The organism is Variovorax sp. OK212 (assembly GCF_900112425.1).
GTDB lineage: Bacteria > Pseudomonadota > Gammaproteobacteria > Burkholderiales > Burkholderiaceae_C > Variovorax.
Map to the genome: position 1 here is coordinate 115,238 of NZ_FOLP01000009.1, position 13,549 is coordinate 128,786.

The 13,549-nt window shown below is 71.2% G+C and carries 17 protein-coding genes; 1 reads left to right on the forward strand and 16 read right to left on the reverse strand.

Annotated elements, in window-relative coordinates; all coding sequences use genetic code 11:
• The first annotated feature begins 151 nt into the window (after positions 1 to 151).
• The gene (locus BM004_RS24390; protein WP_256220030.1) at positions 152 to 763 is read left to right on the forward strand and encodes an RNA polymerase sigma factor; all 612 of its coding nucleotides are present in this window, start codon (positions 152 to 154) and stop codon (positions 761 to 763) included.
• Positions 764 to 818: 55 nt separating this feature from the next.
• Here BM004_RS24390 and sctC read toward each other — a convergent pair whose 3' ends face one another.
• The 16 genes from sctC to BM004_RS42430 are packed head-to-tail and all read right to left on the reverse strand — an operon-like array spanning position 819 to position 13,508.
• Positions 819 to 2,723 carry a type III secretion system outer membrane ring subunit SctC gene (gene sctC, locus BM004_RS24395; protein ID WP_093217759.1) on the reverse strand — a complete coding sequence of 635 codons (1,905 nt, stop codon included), beginning with the start codon at positions 2,721 to 2,723 and terminating at the stop codon, positions 819 to 821.
• A 50-nt stretch (positions 2,724 to 2,773) separates the two neighbouring features.
• Positions 2,774 to 3,220, reverse strand: coding sequence for a type III secretion system chaperone family protein (locus BM004_RS24400; RefSeq protein ID WP_093217600.1), 447 nt, complete (start codon positions 3,218 to 3,220; stop codon positions 2,774 to 2,776).
• The gene (gene sctU, locus BM004_RS24405) at positions 3,217 to 4,287 is read right to left on the reverse strand and encodes a type III secretion system export apparatus subunit SctU (RefSeq protein ID WP_093130795.1); all 1,071 of its coding nucleotides are present in this window, start codon (positions 4,285 to 4,287) and stop codon (positions 3,217 to 3,219) included. The genes BM004_RS24400 and sctU overlap by 4 nt, the downstream gene beginning before the upstream one ends.
• Positions 4,284 to 5,102: a type III secretion system export apparatus subunit SctT gene (gene sctT / locus BM004_RS24410; protein WP_093217601.1), complete on the reverse strand. Its 819-nt coding sequence runs from the start codon at positions 5,100 to 5,102 to the stop codon at positions 4,284 to 4,286. The genes sctU and sctT overlap by 4 nt, the downstream gene beginning before the upstream one ends.
• Before the next feature lie 10 nt (positions 5,103 to 5,112).
• On the reverse strand, positions 5,113 to 5,382 hold the full coding sequence (gene sctS / locus BM004_RS24415) for a type III secretion system export apparatus subunit SctS (RefSeq protein ID WP_093130791.1): 270 nt from the start codon (positions 5,380 to 5,382) through the stop codon (positions 5,113 to 5,115).
• Positions 5,383 to 5,413: 31 nt separating this feature from the next.
• Entirely contained in the window at positions 5,414 to 6,061 is a 648-nt protein-coding gene (sctR, locus tag BM004_RS24420; RefSeq protein WP_093130789.1) for a type III secretion system export apparatus subunit SctR, read from the reverse strand.
• 5 nt (positions 6,062 to 6,066) lie between these two features.
• Positions 6,067 to 7,230, reverse strand: coding sequence for a type III secretion system cytoplasmic ring protein SctQ (sctQ, locus tag BM004_RS24425; RefSeq protein WP_093217603.1), 1,164 nt, complete (start codon positions 7,228 to 7,230; stop codon positions 6,067 to 6,069).
• Positions 7,231 to 7,235: 5 nt separating this feature from the next.
• Complete coding sequence (locus BM004_RS24430; protein ID WP_093217604.1) at positions 7,236 to 7,940, reverse strand: hypothetical protein; 705 nt, start codon at positions 7,938 to 7,940, stop codon at positions 7,236 to 7,238.
• Entirely contained in the window at positions 7,937 to 8,446 is a 510-nt protein-coding gene (locus BM004_RS24435; protein WP_093130783.1) for a type III secretion system stalk subunit SctO, read from the reverse strand. Before BM004_RS24435 ends, BM004_RS24430 begins: the two co-directional genes overlap by 4 nt.
• Complete coding sequence (gene sctN / locus BM004_RS24440; RefSeq protein ID WP_093130781.1) at positions 8,443 to 9,783, reverse strand: type III secretion system ATPase SctN; 1,341 nt, start codon at positions 9,781 to 9,783, stop codon at positions 8,443 to 8,445. The genes BM004_RS24435 and sctN overlap by 4 nt, the downstream gene beginning before the upstream one ends.
• A 34-nt stretch (positions 9,784 to 9,817) precedes the next feature.
• Complete coding sequence (locus BM004_RS24445) at positions 9,818 to 10,468, reverse strand: HrpE/YscL family type III secretion apparatus protein (protein ID WP_093130779.1); 651 nt, start codon at positions 10,466 to 10,468, stop codon at positions 9,818 to 9,820.
• Positions 10,429 to 11,250, reverse strand: coding sequence for a hypothetical protein (locus BM004_RS24450; RefSeq protein WP_093217606.1), 822 nt, complete (start codon positions 11,248 to 11,250; stop codon positions 10,429 to 10,431). Before BM004_RS24450 ends, BM004_RS24445 begins: the two co-directional genes overlap by 40 nt.
• Complete coding sequence (gene sctJ / locus BM004_RS24455; RefSeq protein WP_093217607.1) at positions 11,250 to 12,071, reverse strand: type III secretion system inner membrane ring lipoprotein SctJ; 822 nt, start codon at positions 12,069 to 12,071, stop codon at positions 11,250 to 11,252. The genes BM004_RS24450 and sctJ overlap by 1 nt, the downstream gene beginning before the upstream one ends.
• A complete protein-coding gene (sctI, locus tag BM004_RS24460) occupies positions 12,068 to 12,502 on the reverse strand; it encodes a type III secretion system inner rod subunit SctI (RefSeq protein ID WP_093217609.1) in 435 nt (144 codons plus the stop codon). Before sctI ends, sctJ begins: the two co-directional genes overlap by 4 nt.
• Positions 12,503 to 12,519: 17 nt before the next feature.
• On the reverse strand, positions 12,520 to 13,041 hold the full coding sequence (locus tag BM004_RS24465; RefSeq protein WP_093217610.1) for a hypothetical protein: 522 nt from the start codon (positions 13,039 to 13,041) through the stop codon (positions 12,520 to 12,522).
• Positions 13,038 to 13,508: a tetratricopeptide repeat protein gene (locus tag BM004_RS42430; RefSeq protein ID WP_305727955.1), complete on the reverse strand. Its 471-nt coding sequence runs from the start codon at positions 13,506 to 13,508 to the stop codon at positions 13,038 to 13,040. Before BM004_RS42430 ends, BM004_RS24465 begins: the two co-directional genes overlap by 4 nt.
• Positions 13,509 to 13,549 lie beyond the last annotated feature (41 nt).

Sequence of the window (13,549 nt, forward strand, 5' to 3'; positions counted from 1 at the left end):
AGATACCCAATTCTGGGGATTGGATACACAGGTAAACGAAAGTAAAATCCTGTGTCCAGGCGTTGCCAGCGCCTGCCCGCCGGCGGATTGCATGCATCCCTGTCGTGTCGCCCGCCGGGTTGTCGACACCCCTTCGTTTCCAAGCCTCCCCTTGTCCAACTGCCCCACCGAAGCTGAGAGCGACGACAGCGCCTGTGGCGAGGTGGGTGTGCTGACGCCCCCGGAGGGCATGAGCGAGGCCGAGGCGGGTACGCTGTTCCGCACCCTGGTGCAGACGCACAACACCCGGCTGTACCGCTTCATCATCAAGAACATCGGCAATCCGGGCGATGCCGAAGACCTGGCGCAGCAGGCTTTCATGGAAGCCGTGCGCTCGTTCCAGAGCTACCGCGGCGAGTCCGAGCTGTCGACCTGGCTCTACGGCATTGCGATGAACCTGGTGCGCAACTACCTGTCGCGCGCCCCGCACCGCCGTTACGAGTTCGTCGCCGACGACGAACTCGCCGCGCTGCCCGACGAGCGCCTCACGCCCGAAGGCATGCTCTCGCAGTCGCAGCAGATGCGCGCCCTCAACGAATCGCTGGCCGAGCTGCCGCAGAGCATGCGCGAGGTGCTGCTGATGGTGGCGGTGGACGAGCTCTCGTACGAAGAGGCCGCCGTGCTGCTGACCGTGCCGGTGGGCACCGTGCGCAGCCGCCTGTCGCGCGCGCGCTCCGCGCTCAAGGCCCAGATGCTGGCGCGCGGCGCCGCACTGGACTTCTGAGCGCGGCCTTCCCGCGCTCCTTCACTCCCTTACTCCCTCATTTCCGCATTCCCGCTCAGGGCGCCGCAGGCGAGTTCGGCGCCGCCGGTGCCGAAGTCAGCGGCGGCAACGGCGCCGGCAACACCAGCGTGCCGGGCTCGATGATCGACGGCGCGGGCGACACCGTCACGGGCAGTCCGCCCGGCGCCGGCAGCACCGTCACCGTCGAGGCACCGATGGCCGCGGCGCTGGCGGCCTGCATCTCGGCCCCGGTCGGCGCGGCGCCCGCCGCGCGCGGCGAGGGCAGCGTCACCAGCCGCGGCTTGATCATGAACAGCCGCTCGCGCGACTGCACGTTGTCCGTGCGGTTCGAGAAGAACAGCCCCACCACCGGCAGCCGGCCCAGGCCCGGCACGCGGTCGTTCTGGCGCGTGGCCTGGCGCGTGTTGTAGCCGCCGATCAGCAGCGTCTGGTTCTCGCCCACGATGGCCTGCGTGCTCACCACGCTCTTGCGGATGGTCGGCAGGTCGTCGATGGTGCGGTCCTGGATCTGGCCGTCCTCGATGTCCACGTCGAGTTGCACCACCGCGCCGTTCGCGCGCTCGATGTAGTGCGGCGTCACGCGCAGCGTGGTGCCCACCGTCACCGGCGTCACCGTGGCCACGCGCTCGCCGGTGGTGCGGATGTAGAAGGTTTCCGACAGGTCCAGCAGCGCGCCGATGTGGTCCACCGTGAGGATCGACGGACGCGACTGGATCGACGCCTCGCCCATGCCCTCCAGCGCGCGGATGCGCGTGACCAGGAAGTTGCCCGCGCTCACCACCAGCGAGGTCGGGTTCACCGTGGCGCTGCGCGACACCGCGCCCAGCGTGATCTCGTTGCCCGAGGTCGATGCCGCGAGGTTGCCGAAGCCCGCCGTGGTGCCGCCGGTGCGCCCGCCCCAGGCGATGCCCAGCTCGTCGAGCCGGGTGGCGTTCACGTCGATGATGAGCGCCTCGATCTCGATCAGCGCGGTCGGCACGTCGAGCTGCTCGATCAGCTTCTGGTAGATCGGCAGGCGCTCCGGAATGTCCTGGATGATGAGCGCGTTGAGCCGCGAGTCGGCCTGGATCGACGGCACCAGCCGGCGGCTGTTCTGCTGGCCGGCCGCGGCGGCCAGCTTCGCGTCGCTCGACGATTCCCCGCCGCCGGCGGCCACCGGCGCGCCGGGCGCGGCGCCCGCCACCGTGGTCGCGGGCGCCATGCCCGTGCTGCTCGCGCGCAGCGGCGCGGCAATGGCGGTGAGCGTGGCGTCGCTGTAGGTGCCGCCCGTGCCCGAGCCGTTGACCAGGTTGCGCAGCACCTGCGCCAGCCCGGTGGTGGTGATCTGCCGGTCGCGGTAGAGCACCGTGCGGTCGTCCACCGTGGCGTGCTTGAGCCTGAACACCGTCACCTGCTGCCCGCCCGCCACCAGCGGCAGCGCCGCCACCGTGCGCTGCACCAGGCTCACGTAGCCGGGCGGTCCCGACACCAGCGCCACGCCCTGGTCGGGCAGCTCGCCCCAGCCGAAGCGCGTGTCGAGCACGCCCAGGCTGGTGAGCGCCTGGCGCATGGCGCCGATGCTCGCGCCCGAGGCGGTGATGCTGCGCGTGGTGGTTTCGGTGGTGCGGCTCACGTACAGCGTGCCGGCGTGCGTGAACCAGTTGAAGCCGTACACGCCGCCCAGCTGGTTCAGAAAGTCGGTCGGCGTGGGCGAGCTGAAGCGGCCGTTGACCGGGCCGGTCACCTGCGGCGACAGCTCCAGCGCCAGGCTGAAGCTGGCCGCGAAGTCGCGCAGCACCTTGGCCAGCGGCTGGCTCTCGGCGTAGTAGGTGTAGGGCGCGTCGGACCACGGCGGCGGGCCGGCGTGTGCGGGTGCGCCGGGCAGCGACAGCAGCGCGCAGCCCACCAGCGCGGCGGCCAGGGTGCGAAGCAGGGGGGAGCGGAAGGAGGTGCGGGGCATGGTGGCGTGAGGGCGCATGAGCGGGCGCAAGAGCAAGGGCGAGGGCAATGTCAGGCGGCCGCGACGGCCGGGGTCCAGAAGGCAAGTGCGTTGGCGAGCTCGCCCACCGCGTCGTCGATGTCCTGGGTCGATCCCGCGGCCACCGTGAGCTGCAGCCAGGCCGCGCGCTCGCGCGCGTCGATCACGCACGCGCAGGGCGACGCCAGCATGGTGCCGCAGGCCAGCCGGCCGATCGCCTGCACCAGCTGGTCGCGCGCGTGGCCCGGCTCGGGCAGCGCGCGCAGGCGCGAGGCCACGCGGATGCCGCCGCCCGGCAGGGCTTCCAGCCGCACGCGATGGCGGCCGTCGATCACCAGGTCGATCGGGCCGCTGCCACCGGCATCGGCATTGGCCGCATGAGGCGCCTGCTGCGCGCGGTACTGCGCAAGAAGGCGCGCCGCGCCGGCATCGGCCTGGCGGGCGGAGGGTGAGGAAGAGGTGGGGAAGGACATGCTCATGGAAGAGGGGGGGCCAGCGGGTCGCCGTCCATCTGCCGCATCTGCGCCAGCAGCTTCAGCAGTTCGGCCACCGGCTCGACGAGTTCGGAAGGGATGTACTCGCCGACGCTCGCGTGCTCGGTGAGCGCGCGCGCCAGCGGAATGTTCTGCATCACCGGCACGCCGGCTTCGCGCGCGGCGCGCATCATGCGTTCGGCCAGCGCGCCTTCGCCCTTGGCCAGCACCACGGGCAGCGGGGTTTCCTCGGCGTCGTAGCGCAGCGCCACGGCCAGGTGGGTCGGGTTGGTCACCACCACGGTGGCCTTGCGCGCGCTCTGCACGGCGCCCTCGGCCATCATCTCCTGGTGCAGGTGCTTGCGCTGGTGCTTGATGTGGGGGTCGCCCTCCATCTCCTTGTATTCCTGCTTCACCTCGTCCTTGGACATCATCAGCCCCTTTCGGTACTGCAGGCGCTGCCACACGAAGTCGGCCAGCGCGATGGCGGCGTAGGCCAGGCCGATGTTGATCACCATCGTCTTCAGCAGCGAGCCCATCACCTTGCCCATGCCCGCGAGCCCGGCCTGCGGAATGCTCGTGAGGATCGGCAGCGCGTCGCGCAGCAGGATCCACAGCAGCGCCGACAGGAAGCCGATCTTCAGCACCGACTTGAGGAACTCCATGAAGTTCTTCTTGGAGAAGATGTTCTTCAGGTTGGCGAGCGGGTTGAGCTTCTGCGCCGAGGGCTTGAGCTTGTCGAACGCGAACAAAATGCCCACCTGCATCGTGTCCGCGAAGATGCCCACGCCCAGCACGATGCCGATGATCGGCAGCACGATCCACGCGGCCTCGCTCAGCAGCCGCGTCGCGGCCGTGTTCACGGCTTCGGTGAACTCCAGCTGCAGCAGCGTCGAGGGCAGCAATATGGCCTGCGCCAGCGTGTCCACGATGCGGCCCGCGCTGGCCAGCAGGTAGCCGAACAGCGCCACGATCAGCAGCGTCTGCGTGAAGTCCTTGCTGTAGGCGACGTCGCCCTTCTTGCGGCTGTCGCGCAGCCGCTTGGAAGTGGGCTGTTCGGTTTTTTCGCTCATCGCACGGCGCCTTCCACGGCGCCCCCCCAGAGGTCCTGCAGGAACGGCAGGATGCGCCCGATGCCCTCGATCTGGTCCGCGCCGTAGTCGAACAGCAGCGAGCCGTAGAGAATCAGCACCAGCACCGCCAGCGCGCTCTTGATGGGCATGGCCATGAAGAACACCTGCAGCTGCGGCGCGAAGCGGCTCACCAGCGCCAGGCCCACCTCGGACAGGAACATGGCCACCAGCACCGGCCCCGCGAACAGGAAGGCGAGGCGGCCCAGCCGGTCGAGCTGCGCGAGCATCAGCGGCATGGCGTCGGCATTCAGCGCGGGCGCCCAGTGCACGATGCTCCACACCTTGAAGCTGTCGTACAGCGTGCCCAGCAGCAGCGAGAAGCCGCCGGCCAGCAGGAAGTAGACGATGAAGGCCTGGTTGAACAGGATGCCCATGGGCGAGGAGTCGTTGCCGGTGAGCGGGTTCAGCGTGGCCGCGATGCTGGCGCCGCGCTGGTTGTCGATGAGAAAGCCCACCGCCTCGAAGATCCAGAACGGAATGGCCGCCAGGTAGCCCAGCACGAAGCCGATGAAGGCCTCCTTCAGGATCAGCATCACCAGCTGCGGGGCGTTGAAGTCGGCCTGCGCGATCTCCGGCATCACGAACGGCACCGCCACCGCGCCCAGCGCGCCGGCCACCGCATAGCGCAGCAGGCCCGGCATGAGCTGCTGGTTGAAGATCGGCAGGACGATGAACATGGCGAGGATGCGCGGCTGCGTCAGCGCGAGGGCGCTGACGAAGTTCTTGATATCCGCATAAGTAACCTCGCCAGTCATTTCGTTCCGCTCAACGGCCCAGCGTGGGAATCACGTCGAACACCTGCACCGTGAAATTGAACATCTCGCCGCCGATCCAGCGCGCGGCCAGCAGGATGGTGAGCGACACCGCGATCAGCTTGATGCCGAACGACAGCGTCTGCTCCTGGATCTGCGTGAGCGCCTGGAACAGCGAGAACAGCACGCCCACCACCGAGCCGACCACGATCGGCGGCATGGACAGCCAGAGCACCAGGTACAGGGCCTGGGTGAAATAGGAGACGACGTCGACGCTTTGCATGGGAGGAGGGTCTGAAAGTGGAGGTGCGCCTTCAGGCGTAGGTCAGGATGAGGCCCTGGATCAGCCGCGACCAGCCGTCCACCATGACGAACAGGAACAGCTTCAGGGGCAGCGAGATCGTCACCGGCGAGACCATCATCATCCCCATGGCCAGCAGGATGTTCGAGACGATCAGGTCGATCACGACGAAGGGCAGGTACAGCAGAAAACCGATCTGGAACGCCGAGGTCAGCTCCGACACCACGAAGGCCGGCATCAGCACCAGGAAGTCGCGCTGCGTCACGTCGGCCGCCAGCACCGGGCCCCACATCTTCTGGGCGGTGCTCACGAAGAAGTCGCGCTGCGCGGGCTTGCTGTTGCGCACCATGAACTCGCGCAGCGGCTCGGCGCCTTCGCGCACGCTGCTCACCAGCGCGGGCACGCTGCGCAGCGCCTCGGGGCTGGTGGCCAGGCGGTCGTACATGTGCGCGCCCACCGGCGCCATGATGTAGGCCGACAGGATCAACGCCATGCCGTACAGCGCGATGTTCGGCGGCATCTGCTGCACGCCCAGCGCATTGCGCAGCAGCGACATCACCACCGCGATCTTCAGGAACGACGTCGTCACCACCACCACGGTGGGCAGCAACGCCATCAGCGCCAGCAAGAACGCAAGCGTGATCGGATCGAAATTTCCCATGCGGATCAGCCTTGCGCGTTCACGGGCGCGAACAGCGTTCGCACCGCCACGCCGAGCTGGCCGTCCACCTCGACCAGTTCGCCGTCGCCCACCAGCGCGCCGTTGGCACGGATGCGCACCGCGCCGGCCAGCGGATGGCCGAGCTCGAGCACCTGGCCGGGTTGCATGGCGCGCAGCTGCGCCAGGCTCAGCGTGAGTTCGCCGAGGTCGAAGGACACGCGCAGCGGCACGTCGTCGAGCGAGGCGGCAACAAGGGTGGCGGGAGCGGCCGCGGCGTCGGCGGCAAGGTCGGCGGCGGTGTTGGAAACGGGCATGGTGGCGGTCCAGGGCGAAAGTACGGTGAGAGAGGGGGGCACAGCCGCGGCATCCTCGGCGGTGGCGTCGTGCATGGCAGGCAGCTGCACATGCAGCCCCGCGCGGCCGTCGGCGCTGAGCCACAGCACGCGGCGCGGCCCGGTCCATGCGGCGTCGAGCAGCAGCACGTCGCCCGCCTCGAGCCCGCCCAGTTCGCGGGCAGTGAGGCGGCTGTGGCCGATCTCGGCGCGCAGCGCGATCGGCAGCGCGTCGTCCAGCGGCCCGGGCTGCGGCGCGCGCTTTGCGACCAGGCCGGCCAGCAGCAGCAGGCCGAGCGTGTCGGTCCACAGCACGCCGGCAATCGCCTGCGGGCCGGCGTCGGCCTTGAGCAGCAGCTCGCACACATGCGCGAAGGCGACGGTGTCCTGCGGCGTCACTTCGACGGGCTCGGTCTGCAGCGCCACCAGCTGCGGCGCACCGCGGCCGAGCGACTGCAGGCCGTCGAGCACCTGGCGCAGCGCGGCGCTGACGGCGGCCGTGGCCAGTTCGGGCGGCAGCGTGTCGATGCGCACCGCATCGCCGAGCTCGGCGGCCAGCACGGCCTCCAGGCATTGCGCAATGGCTTCGGCGGGCAGCTGCAGCACGAACACCGCGCCGGCCCATTCGACGCGCGCGGTCCAGCAGTGCAGGCCGGGCAAGGCGTCGGGCCGCGGCGCGGGGCGCAGCGTGGCGCGCCAGGCACCGCCCAATGAGAAGGGGAGGCCGGCCGCGCGTTGCGCGAGCGCGCTGCGGGCCTGGGCCTCGTTGCGCGAGAGCCGCTGCGGTTTCAGCGCGACGGCGGCCCCGGAGGAAGAAGACGAGAGCATGGCGGACATGGAATTCAGGAGCGAGGCCAGAGGCCGGGGAAGGGGGGGGCGGCGTCCGCATTGCCTGCACTGCTTGCGCTGGCATTGGATGCACCGGGCGCGCCCGTCGATTCGACGGGGCACGGGTCTTCGGGGTCGTCGGCCAGCACGCGCACCAGCGTCTCGCGCTGCAGCCGTTCGGCCAGGTTGCTCGCCAGCCAGCCGGCCGCGCGCGCCAGCCGCTCGCGCGCCGGCTCCAGCGTGCAGACGAACTGCGCGACCACGCGGCCGCCGTCCTCGAACACGTCGAGCACCACGCCGGCCAGGCCTTCGTCGGACAGGCGGATCTGCACCGCGCGCCGGCCGCTGCTGCCGTCGGACACCAGCAGGCGGCTCGCGAGCTGCGACAGCGCTTCGCCGGCGCCGGCCACATCGGGCGGCACGCCGGCTTGCGGCGATTCAGCGCGCGCGGCCGATGCCTGCGGCGCTGCCGGCGCCGGCGCGCCGAAAAGATCGACCGGGCGCAGCGTCTCGGCCGGCGCGCAAGCAGGCGGCGCACCCGCGCCCGTACCGCCGCGCGCGCCGTTGCTCAGCAGGTCGCGCATGCGGCGCGCCTCGTCCGACAGCTGGCCCGGGTCGCGCGCGTCGGCGCCCGGCTGGCGCTCGGCGTCGGGCCGCGTGTCGAAGGGCGACTGCTGCGGCATGCCCAGGTTCAGCGAGATGGGGCGGTCGGTGCTCACGTTGCGCTTTCCTGCTCGTCGGTGTGTTCCCAGTCGTCGCGGTCGCGCCGCACGCTGGCGGCTTCTTCCATCTCGAGGTCTTCCTTGCGCTCGGCCTCGCGCGAGAGCGCGTCGGCATGGTTGCGCGCGAGGTCGACGAACTTCGATTTCTGGCGCGACGCCTCCTGGTGCGCGGCGCGCGCGCCGTCGAGCTGCTGCAGCGCCTTCTGCTCGCCGCGTTCGGCCGCGGTCACGGCGTCTTCCTGCGCGGCTTCGCGCTGGCGCAGGCCGGCCACGGCAAGCTGCACGTCCTCGATGTCGCGCAGCCGCACGATGCGTTCGCACAGCTCGCGGTACAGCCGGTGCTCGGCCTGCAGGCCTTCGTCGACCAGCCGGCGCAGCAAGGCCTGGGCTTCTTCGTGCGCGCGCGCCGCGTCGCGCAGCGCGGCGCGCTCGCGCGCCACGACGATCTCGGCCTGCCCCTCGCGGAAGGACTTGATGGCCAGCAGTTCGCGGAACACGCTCACGGCCGGCGTCCCGTGCCCACCAGCTGCGCCAGGCGCTCCAGCGTCTGCGACAGGCTCGAATGCTCGTCGGTGCGCTGCTTCAGGAAGGTGCGGATGGCGTCGATCTTGTCGATGGCCTCGTCGGTCACCGGGTCGCCGCCGCGCTTGTACTCGCCGATCTTCACCAGCAGCTCGACCTCTTCGTACTTGGCCATCAGCTCGCGCATGCGCCCGGCGATCTGCTTGTGCTCGGGCGTGACCACGGCGTTCATCACGCGCGAGGCCGAGGCCAGCACGTCGATGGCCGGGTAGTGGTTGGCCGCGCCCAGCTTGCGCGACAGCACGATGTGGCCGTCGAGGATGGAGCGCGTCTCGTCGGCGATCGGCTCGGTCATGTCGTCGCCTTCCACCAGCACGGTGTACAGCGCGGTGATCGAGCCCAGGTGGTTCATGCCGGTGCGCTCCATCAGCTTGGGCAGCGTGGCGAACACCGAAGGCGGGTAGCCGCGCCGCGTGGGCGGCTCGCCCGCGGCCAGGCCGATCTCGCGCTGCGCGCGCGCGAAGCGGGTGACCGAGTCCATCAGGAACAGCACCTTCTTGCCCTGGTCGCGGAAGTACTCGGCAATGGCCGTGGCCACGTAGGCGGCCTTGGCGCGCTCCATCGACGACTTGTCGGACGTGGCGCAGACGATCACCGCCTTGCGCCGGCCCTCGGGCCCCAGTTCATGCTCGAGGAATTCGCGCACCTCGCGCCCGCGTTCGCCGATCAGCGCCACCACGGTCACGTCCACCGCCGCGCCCTTCACCAGCATGCCCATCAGCGTCGACTTGCCGCCGCCGGCCGCCGCGAAGATGCCCATGCGCTGGCCTTCGCCGCAGGTGAGCACCGCGTCGAGCGCGCGCACGCCCAGCTCCATCGGCTGGTGGATGATGCGGCGGCGCAGCGGGTCGGGCGCCTCGGCAAACACCGGGTAGAACTTGCTGGCCTCCAGCGGGCCGCGCTCGGCTTCGTCGAGCGGGCGGCCCAGGCCGTCGAGCACGCGCCCGAGCAGGCCGAAGCCCACCGGCACCATGTGCGCGCGGCCCGTGGGAATGACCTCGGTCGCGGCCGAGATGCCGTACATGTCGCCGATCGGCGTGAGCAGCGCGGCGTCGCGCGAGAAGCCCACCACCTCGGCCTTCATCTCGAAGTCTTCGCCGGGGTTGCGCAGGATGCAGACCTCGCCCACCTTCACGGTCGGCACCACCGCCTTGATGATGGTGCCCACCACCTGCGTCACGCGGCCCTTGATGCGCAGCATGGGCGCGTCCTGGAGCGCCAGCTCCATCAGCTCGGTGATGTAGTCGAACTGGCGCATCAGGCCCTGCCTTCGCGCATGGATGCGGCGCTGCTCATATGCGGCTGCCCAGCACCTTCTGGAAGGCGGTTTCCAGCGCCGCCACCTGGCCGTCGATGCTGGCCTCCACCAGGCCGATCTCGCTTTCCAGGATGCACGACTCCGGCGCCAGCCGGCCGTCGGGCACGATGTCCAGGTAGCCCACGCCGGGGTAGGCCGCCAGCAGGTCGTTGATGCGCGCGCGCACCATCTCCACCTGTTGCGGGTGCAGCCGCAGCGTCATCTGCTTCTGGTTGCGCACCACCGACAGCGCGTTCTTCACCACGATCAGCACGCGCTCGGTCTCGTCGAAGTCCGACACGATCTTGCGCACCGCCGACATCACCAGTTGCACCATGTCGGTCTCGACCTTGGCGAAGTAATCGATCATGCGGCCGCTGGTCTCGATCATCTTCTCGACCTGCGCCATCTGGGCCTCTGCCAGGCCGTCGGCATGGCCGCGCGCGGCTTCGGCGTCGTAGATCGCCTGCGCGCCGGCGACGATGGCGTCGGCCTGCGCGCGTGCGCTGTCGATGAGCGCCTGCGCGTCGCCGAGCGCGGCGACGTCGGCGCGGCGCAGCACGCGCTGCCCCGGCGCAATGCGCGCCTGCAGGGTGCGCGACGGGGTCAGCGGGTCGCGGCCGGGGTGGGGAACAAGGAAAGCCATGCGGGTTCGATGCGGTTCAGCAGGGTGAGGCACAGGTCGCGCGCGGCCACGGTGCGCAGGCCCGAGGCCTCGCGCACGCGGGGCAGCTCGGCCTCGGCGGGAAGTTTCCAGTCGGCGCGGCGGTGCAGCGCGGGCGCCGCGTCGTGCCAGGCTTGCGACAGCACGCCGGCGCCCAGCAGGTCGGCCGCGGCGGGCAGGCTCGCGGCGCCCGAAGGCAGCCAGTCCGCCACGTCGTCCAGGCCGGGATGGGCGTCGGCCGCCGCGCCACGCGCGAAGGCCAGGCCGTCGGCGCCGATCGCCTCGCGCGCGGCGGCCACGTCGGCGCGCAGCACGGTGCGGCGCAGGTGGCGCCCGAGCAGCACCAGGCCGGCGTCGCGCGCGAGCCGGCCCAGCAGTTCGGGCTGCGCCAACGCCAGCGGCAGCGCGGGCTCGCCGGCGGCGAGCACCGGGCGGCGCGCGCCGGCGTCCAGCGTGTCCAGCAGGTCCAGCAACAGGGCAGACCAGTCGCGGTGCAGTTCGCGCGCCACGCGCGGCAGCGCGGCCAGCCGCTCGAAGGCGGGCGAGGTGGCGGCTGAGGTGGCGGGGCGCAGCAGCGCGCGGCGGCTGGGGTGCAGGTTGCGGCTGGGCAGCAGGTTGAATTCGAGCAGGCGGGCCGACAGGGGTGAGTTCAGCGGCGAGGTCAGTGGCGAGTCAAGCGCCGAGCCGAGCAGCGGCAACGCCGCCCCGTGGGCGCCTGCTGCGTGCGGCACCTCGGTCGCTGCGTTCGCTGCGGCCACGGCCATCAGGCGATGCCTTCCGCTGCCCGGCCGGCCGGCTTGCCACCGGCGGCGGCGCGGCGCGCGGGCAGCACGTAGCGCCACACGGCCCAGCCGAGGCCGCCGAGCGCACCGAGCGCCACCAGCGCGAGCACCACGATCAGCGCGCCGAGCGCGCCGCCCGAATCGGCGCCGAGCGTCGTGCCGAACAGCACCGGCTGCGGCGCGGCCTCGGCGCCGGGGCGCGCCTGCGAGGCCACGAAAATCACCGACACGCGCTCGGGCGTGAGGCCCGGAATGCTGTTGGTCACCAGCCGGCGGATCTGCGGCTGCACGATCTCCAGGTTGTAGCCGTCCTGGTGCTTGATGAACACCGCGGCACTGGAGGCCACGCCGCTCTCGCCGGCCGAGCCGCGCTCGGGCAGCACCACGTGCACCCGCGCGGCCAGCACGCCGTCCATCTTCGAGAGCGTGCTCGACAGTTCCTGCGACAGCGCATAGATGTAGCGCGCGCGCTCTTCCAGCGGCGAGGAGATCAGGCCCTCCTTCTTGAAGACCTTGCCCATGCCGTCGAAGCGTTCGCGCGGCAGGCCCTTGGCGCGCAGCACCTCGAGCGCGCGGCCCACCTGCGCGCCGTCGACGCGCACGCCCACGGCGCCTTCCTTGCCGGGCACCTTGTCGGCTGTGATGTGCGCCTCGAGCAGTGCCGACAGCACCTCGTTGGCTTCGTCCTCGGGCACGGCGCCCAGCAGGTCGACACGCCCGCCGCAGGCGGCCAGCGCCACGCACGCGGTCAGCGTCGCGGCGCGCAGCATGCGGCGCAGCCAGGCCATCGCGGGGCCGCTCATTGCACGCGCACCAGTTGGTCGAAGTTCTGGGTCGAGCGGCTGATCGCCTTGCCCACCAGTTCGTACTGCACCGAGATCTGGGTCAGGTTCATCTGCATCTTCAGCAGGTCCTGCATGGCCAGCGGCTGCTCGGAGTTGAGCGTGGCCGAGACCGATTTCCAGGCGTTCTGGAAGTCGCTCGACACGCCCTGCATGCCCGAGAGGATGCGTTCGCCCATCGATGCCTGCGTGCCGGCGACGGGGCCGACCGGCAGCGGCTCGGCCACCGGGCCGCTGCGCAGCACCGCGCCGGCGTCGGCCGGCGGCGTGGCGTTCATGATTTCGGCGAAGCGCTGCGCGGCCAGCGAATCCGGTGCCGCGGGCGTGTGAACGACCGCGGGAGCAGGAGCGGCCAGTGCGGCGGCGGTCACGGGGGTGGCAATGATGTCCATGGTCTGGCGTGATGGAGCTAGCGGAACGAGGCTGCGCGGTGCAGCCCCTGGAGAGAAGAGAAGGCGGCCGGCGGCGTGTCGGCAGCGGCGGCGGCGGCGGAGGCAGGCGCATCCCCCAGCAGCCGGCGCGCCAGCTGGCGGCTTTCGGATTCGGGCGTGCCCGCGGGCAGCGGTGCGTCGGCCACGGCGCGCAGCAGGCGGCGGCTTTCGTCGGCGCGCCCGTCGAGCTGCAGCGCCAGGCCGCGCCAGGCGTCGAGCGTCTCGCGCTCGCCGTCGTCGGCGGCCTGGGCCTGGGCCAGCACGTCCACCGCTTCGGCGGTGCGTGCCGCGTTCAGGAACGCCAGCGCCAGCCCCACGGCATGGAACGCCCGGCCGGGCCGCGCGAGCGCCAGCCCGTTGAAGATGCGGCGCGCGCGCCCCACGTCGCCCTGTCCGGACGCAAGAAAGCCCGCCTGCGTGAGCAGGCGGACGTCTTGCGCGGTCAGCGACGGCAAGCCCGAAGCCGGGGCTTCGGGCCGCGAGCGCCATCCCTGCATCATGTGGTGGCTTCTTCGCGCCGCGCCAGCCGTTCGAGCAGGGTGGCCGCGCGAGCGGACAGTTCGGGCGTGTCGGTGGCCACGACCTGCTTGAGCAGGTGGCGCGCCGCGTCGATGTCGCCCTTGGCCGCGAGGCTTTCGGCCATGTGCAGCGCAGGCTCGAGATGCTCGGGGAACAGCACCAGCGCGAGCGAGTGCATGTTCACGGCCTCGTCGAAGCGGCCGCCCGCGTGCAGGCACAGCGCCAGGCCGGCCAGGTAGTGGCGGCGCGTGGGGCCGTACTGCACGAGGAAGGCGAAGATCGGCAGCGCCTGCGCGTGCTGGTTCTGCACCACGTGCGCGTAGGCCAGCGAGTAGATGACCTCGAGCTGCTCGGGCTTCAGGCGCCTGGAGCCGGGCAGGGCCTCGAGCTGCGCGAACAGCTGGCGGCCCATCGCGTCGTGCAGGGCGTCGGGGGTAGGGTTGGACATGGGAGGGGGTTCCTGTGTACGTGTCGGGCGTGTCGAGCGGG

Bases quoted from the DNA above. Each gene is read 5' to 3' on its own strand.
- sctC (WP_093217759.1), bottom strand. From the start codon at position 2,723: ATGCCCCGCACCTCCTTCCGCTCCCCCCTGCTTCGCACCCTGGCCGCC.
- BM004_RS24400 (WP_093217600.1), bottom strand. From the start codon at position 3,220: ATGAGCATGTCCTTCCCCACCTCTTCCTCACCCTCCGCCCGCCAGGCC.
- sctU (WP_093130795.1), bottom strand. From the start codon at position 4,287: ATGAGCGAAAAAACCGAACAGCCCACTTCCAAGCGGCTGCGCGACAGC.
- sctT (WP_093217601.1), bottom strand. From the start codon at position 5,102: ATGACTGGCGAGGTTACTTATGCGGATATCAAGAACTTCGTCAGCGCC.
- sctS (WP_093130791.1), bottom strand. From the start codon at position 5,382: ATGCAAAGCGTCGACGTCGTCTCCTATTTCACCCAGGCCCTGTACCTG.
- sctR (WP_093130789.1), bottom strand. From the start codon at position 6,061: ATGGGAAATTTCGATCCGATCACGCTTGCGTTCTTGCTGGCGCTGATG.
- sctQ (WP_093217603.1), bottom strand. From the start codon at position 7,230: ATGTCCGCCATGCTCTCGTCTTCTTCCTCCGGGGCCGCCGTCGCGCTG.
- sctN (WP_093130781.1), bottom strand. From the start codon at position 9,783: ATGCGCCAGTTCGACTACATCACCGAGCTGATGGAGCTGGCGCTCCAG.
- BM004_RS24445 (WP_093130779.1), bottom strand. From the start codon at position 10,468: ATGGCTTTCCTTGTTCCCCACCCCGGCCGCGACCCGCTGACCCCGTCG.
- BM004_RS24450 (WP_093217606.1), bottom strand. From the start codon at position 11,250: ATGGCCGTGGCCGCAGCGAACGCAGCGACCGAGGTGCCGCACGCAGCA.
- sctJ (WP_093217607.1), bottom strand. From the start codon at position 12,071: ATGAGCGGCCCCGCGATGGCCTGGCTGCGCCGCATGCTGCGCGCCGCG.
- sctI (WP_093217609.1), bottom strand. From the start codon at position 12,502: ATGGACATCATTGCCACCCCCGTGACCGCCGCCGCACTGGCCGCTCCT.
- BM004_RS24465 (WP_093217610.1), bottom strand. From the start codon at position 13,041: ATGATGCAGGGATGGCGCTCGCGGCCCGAAGCCCCGGCTTCGGGCTTG.
- BM004_RS42430 (WP_305727955.1), bottom strand. From the start codon at position 13,508: ATGTCCAACCCTACCCCCGACGCCCTGCACGACGCGATGGGCCGCCAG.